This is a genomic window from Mesocryomonas lacus, assembly GCF_055730135.2.
In genome coordinates, this window is the sequence record NZ_JBUZWE020000003.1 from 280,298 (window position 1) to 295,269 (window position 14,972).

The following is a 14,972-nucleotide window of genomic DNA, read 5'->3' on the forward strand; positions in this document are numbered from 1 at the left end:
AGACAAGGACCTTTCGATGCAGGTGCGTGCCTGTCAGCTCGGCGCCGACATGGGCGATCCCGTCGCCCGGCTGGCTGCCATCCGGTGGATGATCATCGATGCCGCGTCGGATGGCGCCGACGTCATCGTCCTGCCCGAGCTCGCCTTGACCGGCTACGGCGCCGGCGACCCGATCCGCGACGCCGCCGAGACGATCGACGGCGAGACGGTCCGCGAGCTCAGCAAACTCGCCGATGCGAACGGCATCACGGTGGTGACCGGCATCGCGCTCCGCGAAGGCGAGGGCGTGATCAACGCCGCGGTGATCGTCCGCCCGCGGCTGCCGCCGCTCGTCTACGCCAAGCAGCACCTCTTCGGACCCTACGAGAAAACGCTCTTCGTCGCCGGCAACCGGTCCTGCGAGGTGTTCGAGGTCGGCGGCCTGAAGGCGGCCGCGCTCGTCTGCTTCGACGTCGAGTTTCCCGAGCGGGTGCGCGAACTCGCCCAGGCCGGCGCGCAGGTGATCTTCGTGCCGACCGCCCTCCCCGCCGGCGGGTCGGGGCGGATGGTCGCGGAATACGTCGTGCCGACGCGGGCGTTCGAAAGCCAGGTCTTCATCGTCTACATCAACCATGTCGGACATGACGGCCGCTTCGTCTACCAGGGCCTCTCCTGCATCGCCGCCCCCGATGGCAGCCGCATCGTGGTGGCGCCCGACGACAAGCCGCAGCTGTTGAGCGCAACGCTCGATCCAGAGGACTTCGCCCAGAGCATCGCCGACAATCCCTACCTTGCCGAACTCGCGCTGCACCGCCGCCCCTGAAATGTCCGGAGAGAGTTGCCGGGCCCCTGAGCCCAACAGGGGCAGGACCGGTCGACAGGATGAGAACATGAGAGAGATTTCCGGCGTGTTGTTCGACAAGGACGGCACGCTTCTCGACTTCGAGGCGACCTGGGGACCGGCGACGGCAGCGGTGCTCGGTGAACTCGCCGGCGGCGACGCCGCGTGCCTTGCCGACATGGCGGCGGCGGCCGGCTTCCTGCCGGCAACGCAGCGCTTCACCGCGACCTCGCCGATCATCGCGGGCGCAACGAGCGACTTCGCACCGCAATGGGCCGCAAGGCTGGGACTCGCGCATGACGATGCCTTCGATGACCGCGTGAACACGCTCTACCGCGCTGCGAGCCTTGCCTCGCTGACCGGCTATGACGACAACGCCGAAGCGCTTGCCGCCCTCCAGCAGCGCGGCATCGCCATCGGCCTTGCCACCAATGACTCCGAGCAGAACGCCCGCGCGCATCTTTCCGCGCTGGGGATCGAGCAATGGTTCGGCTTCGTGGCAGGCTATGATTCAGGCCATGGCGCCAAGCCCGGCCCCGGCATGGTGACGGCCTTCGCCCGGCATGTTGGCGTCGCGCCGTCGGCGATCGCCCTGGTCGGCGACTCCACCCACGACATCGATGCCGCCCGGGCCGCCGGCGCGCTCGCCATCGGCATCGCGCGCACCGAGGCGGCTGCAGAGGCCCTCGGCACGCATGCCGATCACCGCGTGGACGATCTCAGCGCCTTGCTGGCTCTCCTCGGCACGCCGTCTGAGGACTGATCTTGGGATGCCTATGCCCGGCCAGGTGTCCTGCGGGCATCACGGCTGCGGCGAAGAGTTTGCTTTTCAGCTGCGCCCGGCCCATGTGGAGGGCTCCCGACCGCACGACGGCCGCGGAAATTCCCACAGAAACCGGTTCCGTTTGCCTCTTCGCTCTTCCCTCGTAGCGCTCGGCCTGTCGGCAGCCTTGCTATTGGCGATCAGTGCCGACGCGTCCCATGCCGGCGAGCGCGTCACGTTCGAGGATACCGGCATCGCCCGCGGCACCATCGTCATCCACACCACCGAACGCCGGCTGTTCTTGCTGCTGGGATCCGGCAAGGCGATGGCCTATCCGGTCGGCGTCGGACGGGCGGACCGGCAGTGGACGGGCCTGTCGTCGATCACCGGCAAGTATGTCCGTCCCAACTGGGCGCCGCCGGCCGCGGTGAAGCGCGACAGCCCGAACCTTCCCGACGTGATCCCCGGCGGCGCGCCGAACAATCCGCTCGGCGTTGCCGCACTGACGCTCGCCGGCGGCGAATACGCCATTCATGGTACGAACAGACCGAACTCGGTTGGCGGATTTGTTTCCTACGGCTGCATCCGCATGACAAACGAGGACGTTATCGACCTCTATGACCGCGTCCGCGTCGGCACGCCGGTGATGGTCCAGCGCTAGGGCGCTTGGCGGCGCGCCCGGATCAGAGTTCCAGGCTGCCCTCGGACGAGCGGTCGTAGAGGATCACGGTCAGCAGCGAGGGATGGACCTCCAGCGTCTCGCCATAGCTGATGAAGCCGAGCCGGCGGAACTTGTTCATGAAGAAGCTGACCCGCGAGCGGGTCGTGCCGATCATCTCGGCAAGCGTCTCCTGGCTGACCTTGGCGACCACCGCCGAGGAGTTGCCGTCAATGCCGAAGTTCGCCAGCATCATCAACGTGCGGGCCAGTCGCTTCTCGCTGGAATTGAACATCTGGTCGATCAGGCTCTCCTCCACCCGGATCGTCCGGCGCAGGAGATAGGCAACGAAGAACTCGGAAAACACCGGCTCGGTCTGAAGCAGGCGGGCGAACACGGCACGGTCAATCCGGATGAGATCGCAGTCGGTCATGCCAGCAGCGGTCGCCATCCGGTTGGGCTGACCCGCAAGACACCCCTCACCGCAAAACTCCCCGACGTTCAAGATAGCAACGACGGCATCCTTGCCTTGCTGCGAAACGACGGACAGCTTTACCTGTCCGCGCGAGATGAAAAAGATCGTGTCGGCGACCTCGCCCTGCACGAAAATTCTCTCGTTCTTTAAAAATTTTGCTGGATTCTTAGCCAGACCGGCTTGGACTAGAAAATTCTTCACATCAAAATCGTCCGGCAAAATATCTTGCACGTTACGACCTCCCGAAAATGTTAACCTAGACTCTCGGAAAATTATTTCGAGTGAGCAATTTTGCTCAGACGAATCTAAAAGGAAATCTAAAAAAGACAGGAATTACTACGTCTTGGAGCAGGGCATGCGCAGAAATTCAGTAAAAAAACTTGGTATGGCAGGATTGGTTCCACTTGCCGTGGCGGCAGGTTTTTCGAGTGTCGCGCAGGCGGAAGATCTGACGAGCTTTGCCATTCTCGCCGGATCAACGGTGACGAACACCGGTCCGAGCGTCATCACCGGCAATATCGGCCTCAGCCCCGGCACCGCCGTCACCGGCTTCTTCTCGCCGGGCATCGTCACCGCGCCCTACAGCATCTTCATCAATGACGGCGTCGCGGTGCAGGCGCAGATCGATCTTGTCGCCCAGTACACCGATCTCGCCAACCGGCCGGCGACCCGCAACCTGACCGGCCGCGACCTCGCCGGCCTGGTTCTGGCACCCGGTGTCTATTCCTACGACACCTCCGCCCAGCTGACCGGCACGCTGACGCTCGACGCCCAGAACAATCCCAATGCGGTCTTCGTGGTGAACATCGGCAGCACGCTGACCACCGGCAGCGCCTCGCGCGTCGCGCTGATCAATGGCGCGCAAGGCGCCAACGTCTTCTTCGTCGTCGGCAGCTCGGCAACGCTTGGCACCGGTTCGGTCCTGTCCGGCCAGGTCCTTGCGCTGACCAGCATCGCGCTGAACACCAGCGCCAGCATCAACTGCGGCGCGGCGCTCGCCCGCAACGGCGCCGTGACGCTCGACACCAACACGATCTCGGTCTGCACCGCGACGACGGCGCCGATCGCGCCGATCGTGTCGCCGACGACGCCCGTCGTGACCGTCCCGGCGGGAACGCCCGTCACCACCACCCCCGACGGCACGCCAGTGGTCACCTTGCCCGACGGCACCCCCGTCACCGTTCCCGCGGGCACACCCATCGTCACCGCGCCGGATGGCACACCGGTCGTCAGCACGCCGGTGGTCGTACCCACACCCGTTGTCGTGACACGGCGCGCAACGCGCAACGAACTCGCCGTCGCCCGCGGCATCGACAATGCGGTCCGCCGCGGCGGCCGACTGCCGCTGGTGTTCGCGCTCCTGACACCCAACCAGCTGCTGGACGTGTTGGGCCAGCTGACCGGCGAGATCGGCACCTCCGTTGCACCCGCCGGCCGGGAGGCGATGAACTCGTTCCTGACCCAGATCTTCGACCGCATCAACGGCGACCGTGGCCCGTTCGGCGATCGCCCGGGTGCGCCCGGCGGCCCTCGCGGCCCTGGCCCCGACGGTGGAAACGCGCCGCCGGAGGACGATGGCCTCATCCCGGCCAACGAGCGCTTCAACAGCCAGCAGCCGACCGGACCGTCGCCGACGATCCGCGCGCTCGGCTACGGTCCTGGCGACGCCGCGCCGCTCGGCGCTATGGCGACGCTGCAGTCGCGCGAGCCGCTGCTGCCGCTGACACGGCCAGATCCCCGGCTCTGGAGCGCGTGGATTTCCGGCTATGGCGGCACGACGTCGACCGACGGCGACAACCGCATCGGCAGCCATGACCGCGACATCAACACGGCGGGCTTCGCCGGCGGTATCGATTACCTCATTGATCCCGACACGCTGGTCGGCTTCTCGATCGGCGGCTCGAACAGCCAGTTCGATCTTTCCGGCGGGAACGGCTATGGCAGCATCGATACGGTGAGTGCCGCGCTCTACGGCCGCAGGAACTTCGATGCGGCCTACGTGTCGGCGGCTCTGGCGGCCAGCTACAACGACGTCTCGACCGAGCGGAGCGTCATCATCGGCGCCATCGACCGGTACAGCGCGGACTTCTCCGCCTATGACGTCGCCGCGCAGATCGAGGCGGGCTACCGGTTCGACGTGCCGGACTTGATCGCCTTGCCCGGCTCGGGCTGGGTCACGCCTTACGCCTCGCTGCAGGTGCAGACCTTCTTCACGCCCTCCTACGGCGAGAAGACGTCGGCCAGCGGCGCGCTGTTCGCGCTCGACACCTCCTCCGACCAGACGACGTCCACCCGCACCGAACTCGGCGCGCGCTTCGGCCGGAGCATCGTGCTCGACGACACCGCGATGCTGGCGCTTCGGGGCCGGCTGGCCTGGGCGCACGACGAAGGCGAGGACGCTGAATCCGATGTCAGCTTCCGGGCGCTGCCAGGCTCGAAGTTCCGCGTCGAGGGCGCTGACGACAGTGGCGATGCGCTGCTCGCCTCAGCCGGGGCAGAGGTCCGCTTCACCAACGGCTTTGCCGTTGCGGGCTTCGTCGACAGCAAGCTGTCGGGAGACAGCCAGAGCTATTCCGGAACGGGACGGCTTAGCTACAGCTGGTAAATCGCCGGCAGCGAACCTTACACCGTCGGCGGCGAAGGCTGCCGGCGGCCTTCCGGCCCCATCAATCGGCGGCCATGGCAGGAGCCCGCCGGGAATCGGCGTGCTCGCGCCAGATCAGCACGAGGCTGGAGGCGACGATGACCAGCGCGCCCGCCACCACCTGCAGCGTCGGCACGTCGGCCCAGACGAGATAGCCGTAGAGGAAGGCCCAGACGAGGCCGGTATACTCGACCGGGGCCACCGCCGAGGCCGGCGCGAACCGGAAACCCTCGTACAGGAAATACTGGCCGAGCCCGCCGGCGAGCCCGAGCCCTGCCAGCATGGCGAGATCCGCTGCGCCCGGCGTGACCCAGACGAAGGGCAGCATGGCGAGGGTCGCGAGGACGAACAGGATGTTGCTGACGACCATCTGGTTGGTGGTCGACTCGGTGCGGCTGATCATCCGCACCAGGATGACGCTGAGCGCCCAGCAGCAAGCGGCGAACAGCGCTGACAGCGCGGGGTAGAGCACGAGATCGCCGCCCGGATCGGCCGCTAGGACCACGCCACCGAAACCGGCGATGACGCAGACCCAGCGGACCAGCGTCACCTTTTCCTTGAGGATCAGCACCGAGAGCACCACGACGACGATCGGCGCGGCGAAGTAGATCGTGGTGAGCTGGGCAAGACCGAGATCGCGGGCGGCGGAATAGAAGCACAGCCAGGCGACCAGCATCAGCCCGGCCCGGACCGCGAGGGCGCGCTTGTTGGGGCTGTGGGCGACGGCGCGGAGACCGGACCGGCCGCCGATGGCGAGCGCCATGGCGATGATGATGAGGCTGCGGAAGAACAGCACCTGCGGCACGGCATAGGTGGTGACGAGGAGCTTCACCAGCACGTCCTGCACCGAGAACAGGCTGTAGCCGAGGGCGCAGTAGCCAATCCCGCCGAGACGGCGGGCGGGGTCGTCTTGTATGGCGGCGGTCAAGCAAGGCTCCCTGCACCCTTCGGCGGGGGAGCCGGGCATGTCCGACCCCTTGCGTCCGATTCGGCGGGCCTCACGACCAGCGTTCAGAGAGATGCCATTCCGATACCGGCAGGAGAAGGGGTCTTCTCGCCGCGGTTGAGGCGGGCGCATGAAAAAGGCCGCCGTCATCCTCTGATGACGGCGGCCCGCGGGTCGTTGCGGCGGCTTTACCGGCCGGCGATGATGCTGGCGATGACGCCGCTGGTGATGCCGACGAGGATGTAGGTGTTGTCGACCTTCACCCAGCGCTGGTTGCGGCCCGGCGCGCGCAGGCCGTAGCGCTTGTAGTCGCTGACGCGGGTGCCGCCGCGCTGGTAACGGCCTCCCTGCTTCATCCAGGCCGGGCGACGCGACTCGCGGACTTCCTTGCGGCTCTGACGAACCTCACGCTTGCTGTCGCGGACGTCGCGCCGGTCCTCACGCAGCTCGCGCTTGTCCTGGCGCAGTTCCTGAACCTGCTGGCGGCTCTGGGCGGAGGCCTCGACTGCGGTCAGCACCGGCGCGGCAAAGAAGGAGAGGGCAAGGGCGACGATGAGCGATTTCTTCATGGGAGGTGGTTCCTGTGGGAGCGCCGGAAAAGCCCGGCGCTGCTGTTTCGATGAGGGGACCATGGACCTCAGGAGATGAACGCGGGGTGAGGATGACATTAAGATATCGTAAGTTTTGCTGACGAGTGCGGTGGAGTCGCGCTGTGGTTGCCGGGGGCGGCTCACTGCGGGCTCGCCGATGCTGCGAAAGCGAGCCTCGCGGAGCCGGCAGGACAGTTTCAGGCAATGGTGTCGCGCGAAGGTTGTGCTTTCGAAGGGCATCCATGCGAGGGGGACCATGACCAGCAAGCCAGGCTCGACCTTGGTCGGCGTCGGCCGCAAGGGTGCGTGGGAGATTCTCGAGGCGCCGCCGCCTGCGCCGGTCCCGTCGCTGCCACGCCTGTCGAACGACGAGGTGGTCGCGATCTTCAGCCCGGACAGCCCGCCGATGTCGGCGATCAAGCTGGTCTGGGACAATCCGGAGAAGCTGGACCTCGAGAAGATGCGCCAGCGCCTGCAGGAACTGGCCCGCATCCTCCGGGCCAAGCCGCTCAACGACAGCATCGACGTGATGATCGCCGCCGTCGACGTCGCCATCGCGCAGATCGAACGCGATCCGGCCGGGCTGACGCTCGAACAGGCGCGCGCGCTGCGCACCGCTGCCGAACAGCTGCGCCATCTCATCGCCGGCGGCGCGCCTTTCGCCAACAGCAACGGTTGACGGCAGCGGCGCACAGGCGAGGAGAATTGCCCCTCGCCGGCCGTGACAGAACGGCAAGCCTTTCCTCAGCCAGGGCGGCGCGAGATGCCGACCTTGCGGATGGTGAAGTTGGACTGGATGCGCGACACGCCCGGCAGCCGCGAGAGCACGTCGGTATGGATGCGCTCGTAGTGGCCGAGGCTGCGCGCCTCGACCTTCAGCAGATAGTCCGCGGACCCGGTCATCAGGTAGCATTCGAGGATCTCGCCGCATTTGCGCACGGCCGCCTCGAACTTGCGCAGAAACTCCTCGGTCTGCCGCTCCAGCGTGATCTGGATGATGATCACGGTGGCGTCCTCGGGACCCGGCAGATCGATCAACGCGGTATAGCCGCGGATGACGCCGCTGTTTTCCAGCGCACGCAGCCGGCGCAGGCAGGTCGAGGGCGACAGGCCAACGGCCTCGGCAAGCTTCGCATTGGTCATCCGCCCATCTACGCTCAGCTGGTCGAGGATCCGGCGGTCCGCTTCGTCAACGATGGCCATGGCAGCATTCTCCAAACAGGTGGTACTAATTGCCAACCAGGCGCCAAGATTGGCAGAACCTGCGATAGTTCGGCGTGAAATGCCAGGATGGAGCCAATAGCGTAGGTGCTGGAATTCATCCAGGAGTGCGCGATGGCCGTCGACGACCAAGCTCTTGCCGAAACGGCCGGGAGCCTTGCCGGAAGCGGTGAGGATTGTCGCACCGCGGGCGGCGTTTTGCGCGTCGATGCCGATGCGGTGGCGGAGAATTTTCGGCGTCTCGAGGCCAAGGTCGGTGCGGGTCGCTGTGCCGGCGTGGTGAAGGCGGACGCCTATGGTCTCGGCATCGATGTCGTCGTGCCCGCTCTCGTCGAGGCCGGTTGCCGCGACTTCTTCGTGGCGCAGCTGAACGAGGCGCTGGCAGTGCGGCAGATCCTGCCGCTGCCGACGCGGATTTTTGTCCTCAACGGGCTGATGCCCGGGGCGGAGGAGGCTTGCGCAGCCGCCGGCATCATCCCCGTCGCCAACCATTTCGGCCAGGTCGCCGCCTGGGCCGCCCTCAGCCGGCGCACAGGCCAGCGCCTGCCGATGGCGCTGCAGCTGGACAGCGGGATGTCGCGTCTCGGCCTGTCCTTCGACGAGGTCACGCGTCTTGCCGCCGAGCCCGGCCTGCTCGCGGCGGTCGACCTGCAACTGGTGATGAGCCACCTCGCCTGCGCCGACCAGCCGGACCATGCCGCCAGCCGCGAGCAGCTGGCCGCCTTCGATGCCGCCCGGGCGCTGCTGCCGGCGGCCCCGGCCTCGCTCGCCAACTCCGCCGGCATCTTCCTCGGCGACGAATTCCACCTCGACCTCTGCCGGCCGGGCGCGGCGCTCTACGGGATCAGCACCGGCCCCGCCTCCCCGCGCCTTCGCCCGACGGTCGCGCTCTCCGGCCGGGTCGCGCAGGTCCGGGAGATCGAGGCCGGCCGCCATGTCGGCTACGGCTACGCCTTTCATGCAACGAGACCGATGCGGCTCGCGACGATCGCGGTCGGCTATGCCGATGGCTGGCCGCGGCACCTCGGCGATGTCGGCGCGGCGTTCTGGGGCGATGCGCGCCTGCCGATCGTCGGGCGGGTGTCGATGGACAGTTTCGTCGTTGACCTCGCCGCCACTGGGAACGCGCCGCCGGTGCCGGGTGACTTCGTCGAACTGATCGGCGAACATCAGAGCGCCGACGACGTGGCCGAGGCCGCCGGCACCATCGGCTACGAGATCCTCACCCGCCTCGGACACCGCTTCCACCGCATCACCGCCTGATCCTTTCCCGGAGCGCCTGCCATGCAAGTCCTGATCCTCGGTGCCGGCGTCATCGGCGTGACCTCCGCCTACGAACTCGCGAAAGCCGGGCACGAGGTCACCGTCGTCGATCGGCAACCGGCGCCGGCGCTGGAAACGAGCTTTGCCAATGCCGGCGAGATCTCGCCCGGCTACGCCTCGCCCTGGGCCGGGCCGGGCGTGCCGATGAAGGCGCTGAAATGGCTGTTCATGCGCCACGCGCCGCTGGTGCTGCGGGCCAATCCCGACCCGAAGATGTGGCTCTGGATGGCGCAGATGCTGCGCAACTGCACGGCGGAGCGCTATGCGGTGAACAAGGGGCGCATGGTGCGCGTCGCCGAATACAGCCGCGACCGGCTGATCGCGGTACGGGCCGAGACCGGCATCGCCTATGACGAGCGCACACGCGGCACGCTGCAGCTGTTCCGCACGCAGAAGCAGGTGGACGGCACCGCCGGCGACATCGCCGTGCTCCGGGACTACGGCGTGCCCTACGAGGTGCTCGACGCCGACGGCTGCATTGCCGCAGAGCCGGGCCTTGCGGGCGTGCGCTCCCTCGTTGCCGGCGGGTTGCGCCTGCCGAACGACGAGACCGGCGACTGCCACATTTTCACCCAGCGCCTCGCCGCCGAGTGCGAGCGGCTCGGCGTCACCTTCCGGTTTAACACCTCGATCGAGGCGATCGAGGCGTCCGGCGGCAGCGTGACGGGGGTGCGCACCGACAAGGGCATGATGACGGCTGACACCTACGTCCTGGCGCTCGGCAGCTATTCGCCGCTGCTGACGCGGGCGCTCGGCTTCGCGCCGCCGGTCTATCCCGTGAAGGGCTATTCGATCACCGTGCCGATCGCCGATGCCGCGACGGCGCCGGTCTCCACCATCATGGACGAGACCTTCAAGGTGGCGATCACCCGGCTCGGCGACCGGATCCGCGTCGGCGGCACGGCAGAGCTGTCGGGCTTCAACTCGGCGCTCTCGCCGGCGCGCAAGGCGACGCTGGTGCAGTCGCTGACCGACTTCTTCCCGACCGCGGGGAATGTCGAGGCTGCGACCTTCTGGACGGGCATGCGGCCGATGACGCCGGACGGCACCCCGGTGATCGGCCGCTCGCCGGTGGAGAACCTCTTCCTCAACACCGGCCACGGCACGCTCGGCTGGACCATGGCCTGCGGCTCGGCACGGGTGCTGTCGGACATCGTCTCGCAGAAGAAGCCGGACATCCAGACCGACGATCTCGACCTGTCGCGCTACGGCTGACGCGCACGGCCCCCCTCTGGCCATACGGGACGACGGACAGATCGCTCTCGTCGCCTTGGCGGCAACGCTCCTTTAGCGCGAGATCTGACGTGACCTGCCGTGCGATGCACAGCGCAAATATGCAAGTCAAAAGAGGCCAATTGCTGCGCGGCAACTTTCATTAGCAGATTATTCAAATTTGATCGTTAGCTTCCTACGTGAAGCAGCGCAACGACCGGAGACCCCGGCGGCGCAGGCATGAAGCCGATGTTTCAGACGGTTCGCCGTCATGTCCCACGTATCTCCTTACGGGACTAAACCTATGACCTCGATCAATTTTAACGTTGCCGCCACCACCGCTCTCCGTACCCTGCAGCAGACCAACAGCGCCCTCGAGACGTCGCAGAACCGCGTCGCCACAGGCCTGAAAATCGGCGAAGCCAAGGACAGCGCAGCCTACTGGTCGATCTCGACCACCCTGAAGTCCGACAACAAGTCGCTCTCGACCGTCAAGGACGCACTGAACCTCGGCGGCGCCACCGTCGACGTCGCCTACCAGGGCCTCAACAAGACCCTCGAAGTCGTCAACGAGATCAAGTCGAAGCTCACCGCCGCCACCCAGGACGGCGTCGACCGCGTTGCCATCCAGTCGGAAATCACTCAGCTGCAGAACCAGCTGAAGTCGATCGCGACCTCGTCGAGCTTCTCCGGCGAAAACTGGCTGTCGGTCAATTCCGGCGTCTCCGGCTACACCGCGCAGAAGACCGTCGTGTCCTCGATCAACCGCGACCTCGCCGGCAACTTCTCCATCGGCACCATCGACGTCGACACCAGCTCGTTCGCGCTGATCGACGGCTCGGCCAATGCCGAGGGCATCCTCGACGCCGGCAAGGTCGGCAACTCGCTCGTCGGCGGTCTGGCCTCGATGTCGGCGAAGGTTTCCGGCACAGCCACGAACGGCACGTCGACCCAGGCCGTGGCTTTTGCCTACACCGCTGGCTCGGGCGCCGGTTTCGACAAGACGGCTGAGACCTTGGCTCTGACGATCAGCGTCGACAGCTCGAACTTCGCGTTCACGATCACCGACTCCAACAGGTTCGACACGATCGGCGAACTCGCCAACGAGATCAACCAGCGTCTCGGCTCTGCCGGTACGGCGAGCGATGTCGGCGGTTTCCTGACGATCAAGAGCGCCACCACCGGTGCAACGTCGATCGTCGACGTCACCGCCGCAACTTTCACCGGCACGGGCGCGACTCTTTCGACCCTTGCTGGCGTTGCGACGAACACCGGTGTCGTCGGCACGGCGACAGCCGCGACCACGACCATGTCCGGTTCCTTCGGCACGACGCCGATCGTCCTCGACAATAATGACTCGCTCACCTTCCAGCTCGAGCTGAACGGCGCCGCGTCCAAGACCATCACGGTCAACCGCGACACCATCACGTCCGCCCTCGGCACTGCTTCCGCCGGCCGGATCACCACCGCTTCTGAATATGCTTCGGTTCTGAACAAGGCCATTCAGGGCGCTGGCTTCACGACGCTGACCGCCGACGTCGCCGGTAGCAACATCCGCCTGACCAGCACGGTTCTGGGTGCCAACTCGGACATCCGCATCAGCTCGGTGACCCCGAACAAGGGCACCAGCATCCTGAACCTCGACGTCACCAACGCCACCGACGTCGATCTCGCTAAGTACCTCAACGTCGTCAACGACGCCGCGATGTCGGTCACCACGGCCGCCTCGACCCTCGGTGCCGTCTCGGCGCGCGTCACGCTGCAGAATACCTTCGTCGACACCCTGATGGACACCATCGACAAGGGCGTTTCGGGCCTCATCGACGCCGACCTGTCGGAAGAGTCGACGAAGCTGCAGGCCCTGCAGACCAAGCAGCAGCTGGGCATCCAGGCGCTGTCGATCGCCAACTCCTCGACCCAGAACATCCTGGCGCTCTTCCGCAGCTAATCCCTGCGCGAAAGGCTCTGAGACCGCACCTCCCGACCGCTCACGCGGCCGGGGGGTGTTTTCGTTTGCGGTCCGGGCAGTGGTTCGCAGCAGCCCGGGCCTCGACAAGTCGGCCGGGAACGCTCACAGCAGCGGTACGACGCAATGCTTCCCTTGCCGCTTCCGCTCGAAGGCCTGCCGCCACGCTCGAGGCGGCGGCCCGGGAGATTCATCCCGGAAGGTCCATGTCGGATAGCACCCTCCCCCGCATCGCCCTCCCCCGCATCGCCCGTAGCACGCCGGCTTTCTGGAAGGCCAACATCGCGCTCTTCCTCGGGGCCATGTCGGTCTTCGCTTTGCTCTACTCGGTCCAGCCGCTGCTGCCGCTGTTCAGCGAGGAGTTCGGGCTCAGCGCCGGTGCGAGCTCGCTGTCGCTCTCGGTGACGACGGCGGCGCTGGCCGTGGCGCTGCTCCTCGCGAGCTGGGTCGCCGACCGTTTCGGCCGCAAGATCCTGATGGCGGCCTCGCTGGTGGCCGCGGCCCTCCTTGGCCTGCTCACGGCCGCGGCGCCGGACTGGTCGCTGGTGATCGCCGGCCGGCTGTTCACCGGCTTTGCACTCGGCGGCGTGCCGGCGGTGGCGATGGTCTATCTGTCGGAGGAGATGGAGCCGGAGGCGCTCGGCTTCAGCATGGGGCTCTATATCGGCGGCAACGCCCTTGGCGGGATGGCGGGCCGGCTGTTCGTCGGCATTCTGGCGGACCACACCTCCTGGCGGGTGGCGCTGACGGCACTGTCAGTCTTCGTCATCGCCAGCACCGTCGCCTTCTGGCTGCTGCTGCCGGCCCCCCGCCATTCCGTCAAGAACCGCTTTGGCCCAAGAACCTTCGCGCAGCTGATCACGGTGCAGTTCAAGGATTCGGCCTTGCCCTGGCTGTTCGCCGAGGCCTTCCTGATCATGGGCGCCTTCGTGACGCTCTATAATTACGCTGGCTTCCGCCTGGTCGCGCCGCCCTACGCCCTCAGCCACAGCGCGATCTCGGCGATCTTCGTGATCTACCTCATCGGCACGGCGAGCTCGACCTGGATCGGCGCGCTGGCGGGGCGGCTCGGGCGGCGCAAGGTGCTCTGGCTGATGGTGGTGGTGCTGCTCCTCGGCATCGCCATCACCTGCGCCGAACCGCTGCCCTGGATCATCATCGGCCTCGCGGTCGCGACCTTCGGCTTCTTCGGGGCGCATTCGGTGGCCAGCAGCTGGGTCGGCCGGCGGGCGCGCACCGGGCGAGCGCAGGCCGCGGCACTCTACCTCCTCGGCTACTACCTCGGCTCGAGCATCATCGGCACGCTCGGCGGCTTTGCGTGGAATACCTATGGCTGGGGCGGCGTCGTCGCGGTTGCCGGGATGTCGGCGGCCGGCGCGCTGGCCGTCTCGCTCCATCTCGCCCGGGTCATGCCGCTGGCGAAGCTGTCACCCTGACGTCGGCGCACGAAAAAGCCGCCTGGAGATGTCTCCGGCGGCTCCGCGTCTCTTTCGAGAATGTGCGACCCTCAACTCCAAACTCGCCAGTACATCCGTGGTCGGCTTGAGGCTAGAAGATCTCGGCGCATTCGACCGGTTTCCCGGGATGCCGTGCACCACCATTAGATGGATAGGCCCGTTGGCTTGCGCAAGGCTGTCCTCGCAGAAATCGCTCTGGGCGCGAGGCCGGCCCTTCTATAAATCCACCCAAGAATTCAGCTTTTGGCGCTGCGGACGCCGTCGACCTTGTCCATCTCGGCCGCACTCGCGCCGCCCAGTTGACTCTCGCGGCTCTCATCCTCCGGCCCGACTTTCACGCGTTTGCCGCTAACTGGTTCCGGCGAGGCCGGCGGCGTCCCCTCGATTTCACGCGACGCCTGCGCCCAGAACTCGTGCTCTCGGCCCATGGGGCGACCGGCGAGTTCCCAAAGAATATAGGCGCGATCGCGAACGGCGGCGTCGTTGTCGACAGGAGACATATCAAATTCCCACGCTTGCAGAGTTCAGGTCGGCCGATAACGTTTGAGCACGCCCTTCGATCCTCGCATGCCGGCGTGCTCAGTGGATAATATTCGGACCATCGACTGTTTAGGCGGGGTAACCTTGCCATGAAAGCGCCCGATGCGATCGCCAAATGCGCGCCCGGATCAACAAGCAGAAGGAGAGATCCCCCATGCCCACCATCCGCTGGAATGACATCGGCTTTACCGAGAAGACGGGCGAGATCGCCTATAACGACATGATCTTGGCTGTCGAACCCAATCAGATCGCGCGCTGGAAAGATGATCCGGAGGGCCGCTTCGCGCTTTCCGTGCAGGCTGCAGCCGATGGTCGGAAGCGCGCGGCGCTGTCAAAGTTCTATCCTAGCCTCTGAGC

15 protein-coding genes are annotated in these 14,972 nt (G+C 66.5%); 10 read left to right on the top strand and 5 right to left on the bottom strand.

Translation table 11 applies throughout. The annotated features are described in order from the left end of the window. Nucleotides 1–16 precede the first annotated feature (16 nt). The 3 genes from ACZLZY_RS06465 (at nucleotide 17) to ACZLZY_RS06475 (ending at nucleotide 2,244) form a co-directional block, all read left to right on the top strand. Entirely contained in the window at nucleotides 17–802 is a 786-nt protein-coding gene (locus ACZLZY_RS06465; RefSeq protein ID WP_472932815.1) for a nitrilase-related carbon-nitrogen hydrolase, read from the top strand. A gap of 67 nt (nucleotides 803–869) precedes the next feature. Then, nucleotides 870–1,583, top strand: a complete 714-nt coding sequence (locus ACZLZY_RS06470; RefSeq protein WP_472932817.1) for an HAD family hydrolase — start codon at nucleotides 870–872, stop codon at nucleotides 1,581–1,583. Between the two features lie 142 nt (nucleotides 1,584–1,725). After that, complete coding sequence (locus ACZLZY_RS06475; RefSeq protein ID WP_472932819.1) at nucleotides 1,726–2,244, top strand: L,D-transpeptidase; 519 nt, start codon at nucleotides 1,726–1,728, stop codon at nucleotides 2,242–2,244. A gap of 22 nt (nucleotides 2,245–2,266) precedes the next feature. On the opposite strand, the gene ACZLZY_RS06480 is transcribed toward ACZLZY_RS06475, so the two are convergent. After that, complete coding sequence (locus tag ACZLZY_RS06480; RefSeq protein ID WP_472932820.1) at nucleotides 2,267–2,947, bottom strand: Crp/Fnr family transcriptional regulator; 681 nt, start codon at nucleotides 2,945–2,947, stop codon at nucleotides 2,267–2,269. A 154-nt stretch (nucleotides 2,948–3,101) separates the two neighbouring features. On the opposite strand from ACZLZY_RS06480, the gene ACZLZY_RS06485 reads away from it, so the two are divergent. Then, nucleotides 3,102–5,321 carry an ice-binding family protein gene (locus ACZLZY_RS06485; protein WP_472932821.1) on the top strand — a complete coding sequence of 740 codons (2,220 nt, stop codon included), beginning with the start codon at nucleotides 3,102–3,104 and terminating at the stop codon, nucleotides 5,319–5,321. Between the two features lie 61 nt (nucleotides 5,322–5,382). On the opposite strand, the gene ACZLZY_RS06490 is transcribed toward ACZLZY_RS06485, so the two are convergent. Then, entirely contained in the window at nucleotides 5,383–6,288 is a 906-nt protein-coding gene (locus tag ACZLZY_RS06490; RefSeq protein ID WP_472932822.1) for a DMT family transporter, read from the bottom strand. A 206-nt stretch (nucleotides 6,289–6,494) separates the two neighbouring features. Continuing rightward, nucleotides 6,495–6,875: an RcnB family protein gene (locus tag ACZLZY_RS06495; protein WP_472932823.1), complete on the bottom strand. Its 381-nt coding sequence runs from the start codon at nucleotides 6,873–6,875 to the stop codon at nucleotides 6,495–6,497. A 277-nt stretch (nucleotides 6,876–7,152) separates the two neighbouring features. Between ACZLZY_RS06495 and ACZLZY_RS06500 the strand changes: the two genes are divergently transcribed. Continuing rightward, complete coding sequence (locus ACZLZY_RS06500; protein WP_472932824.1) at nucleotides 7,153–7,575, top strand: hypothetical protein; 423 nt, start codon at nucleotides 7,153–7,155, stop codon at nucleotides 7,573–7,575. A 65-nt stretch (nucleotides 7,576–7,640) separates the two neighbouring features. On the opposite strand, the gene ACZLZY_RS06505 is transcribed toward ACZLZY_RS06500, so the two are convergent. Continuing rightward, on the bottom strand, nucleotides 7,641–8,099 hold the full coding sequence (locus tag ACZLZY_RS06505) for an Lrp/AsnC family transcriptional regulator (RefSeq protein ID WP_472932826.1): 459 nt from the start codon (nucleotides 8,097–8,099) through the stop codon (nucleotides 7,641–7,643). Nucleotides 8,100–8,231: 132 nt separating this feature from the next. Here ACZLZY_RS06505 and alr point away from each other — a divergent pair, with 132 nt between their 5' ends. The 4 genes from alr to ACZLZY_RS06525 all read left to right on the top strand — a co-directional run bounded on the left by alr (nucleotide 8,232) and on the right by ACZLZY_RS06525 (nucleotide 14,054). Continuing rightward, complete coding sequence (gene alr, locus ACZLZY_RS06510) at nucleotides 8,232–9,380, top strand: alanine racemase (RefSeq protein ID WP_472932827.1); 1,149 nt, start codon at nucleotides 8,232–8,234, stop codon at nucleotides 9,378–9,380. A 21-nt stretch (nucleotides 9,381–9,401) separates the two neighbouring features. After that, entirely contained in the window at nucleotides 9,402–10,655 is a 1,254-nt protein-coding gene (locus ACZLZY_RS06515) for a D-amino acid dehydrogenase (RefSeq protein WP_472932828.1), read from the top strand. A gap of 301 nt (nucleotides 10,656–10,956) precedes the next feature. Continuing rightward, nucleotides 10,957–12,600 carry a flagellin N-terminal helical domain-containing protein gene (locus ACZLZY_RS06520; protein WP_472932830.1) on the top strand — a complete coding sequence of 548 codons (1,644 nt, stop codon included), beginning with the start codon at nucleotides 10,957–10,959 and terminating at the stop codon, nucleotides 12,598–12,600. 224 nt (nucleotides 12,601–12,824) lie between these two features. After that, on the top strand, nucleotides 12,825–14,054 hold the full coding sequence (locus tag ACZLZY_RS06525) for an MFS transporter (protein WP_472932831.1): 1,230 nt from the start codon (nucleotides 12,825–12,827) through the stop codon (nucleotides 14,052–14,054). Between the two features lie 257 nt (nucleotides 14,055–14,311). Here ACZLZY_RS06525 and ACZLZY_RS06530 read toward each other — a convergent pair whose 3' ends face one another. Next, nucleotides 14,312–14,575 carry a DUF2934 domain-containing protein gene (locus tag ACZLZY_RS06530; RefSeq protein WP_472932833.1) on the bottom strand — a complete coding sequence of 88 codons (264 nt, stop codon included), beginning with the start codon at nucleotides 14,573–14,575 and terminating at the stop codon, nucleotides 14,312–14,314. Nucleotides 14,576–14,769: 194 nt separating this feature from the next. Between ACZLZY_RS06530 and ACZLZY_RS06535 the strand changes: the two genes are divergently transcribed. Then, nucleotides 14,770–14,970 carry a hypothetical protein gene (locus ACZLZY_RS06535; RefSeq protein WP_472932835.1) on the top strand — a complete coding sequence of 67 codons (201 nt, stop codon included), beginning with the start codon at nucleotides 14,770–14,772 and terminating at the stop codon, nucleotides 14,968–14,970. Nucleotides 14,971–14,972 lie beyond the last annotated feature (2 nt).

Bases quoted from the DNA above. Each gene is read 5' to 3' on its own strand.
- ACZLZY_RS06465 (WP_472932815.1), top strand. From the start codon at position 17: ATGCAGGTGCGTGCCTGTCAGCTCGGCGCCGACATGGGCGATCCCGTC.
- ACZLZY_RS06470 (WP_472932817.1), top strand. From the start codon at position 870: ATGAGAGAGATTTCCGGCGTGTTGTTCGACAAGGACGGCACGCTTCTC.
- ACZLZY_RS06485 (WP_472932821.1), top strand. From the start codon at position 3,102: ATGGCAGGATTGGTTCCACTTGCCGTGGCGGCAGGTTTTTCGAGTGTC.
- ACZLZY_RS06495 (WP_472932823.1), bottom strand. From the start codon at position 6,875: ATGAAGAAATCGCTCATCGTCGCCCTTGCCCTCTCCTTCTTTGCCGCG.
- ACZLZY_RS06500 (WP_472932824.1), top strand. From the start codon at position 7,153: ATGACCAGCAAGCCAGGCTCGACCTTGGTCGGCGTCGGCCGCAAGGGT.
- ACZLZY_RS06505 (WP_472932826.1), bottom strand. From the start codon at position 8,099: ATGGCCATCGTTGACGAAGCGGACCGCCGGATCCTCGACCAGCTGAGC.
- alr (WP_472932827.1), top strand. From the start codon at position 8,232: ATGGCCGTCGACGACCAAGCTCTTGCCGAAACGGCCGGGAGCCTTGCC.
- ACZLZY_RS06515 (WP_472932828.1), top strand. From the start codon at position 9,402: ATGCAAGTCCTGATCCTCGGTGCCGGCGTCATCGGCGTGACCTCCGCC.
- ACZLZY_RS06520 (WP_472932830.1), top strand. From the start codon at position 10,957: ATGACCTCGATCAATTTTAACGTTGCCGCCACCACCGCTCTCCGTACC.
- ACZLZY_RS06525 (WP_472932831.1), top strand. From the start codon at position 12,825: ATGTCGGATAGCACCCTCCCCCGCATCGCCCTCCCCCGCATCGCCCGT.
- ACZLZY_RS06530 (WP_472932833.1), bottom strand. From the start codon at position 14,575: ATGTCTCCTGTCGACAACGACGCCGCCGTTCGCGATCGCGCCTATATT.
- ACZLZY_RS06535 (WP_472932835.1), top strand. From the start codon at position 14,770: ATGCCCACCATCCGCTGGAATGACATCGGCTTTACCGAGAAGACGGGC.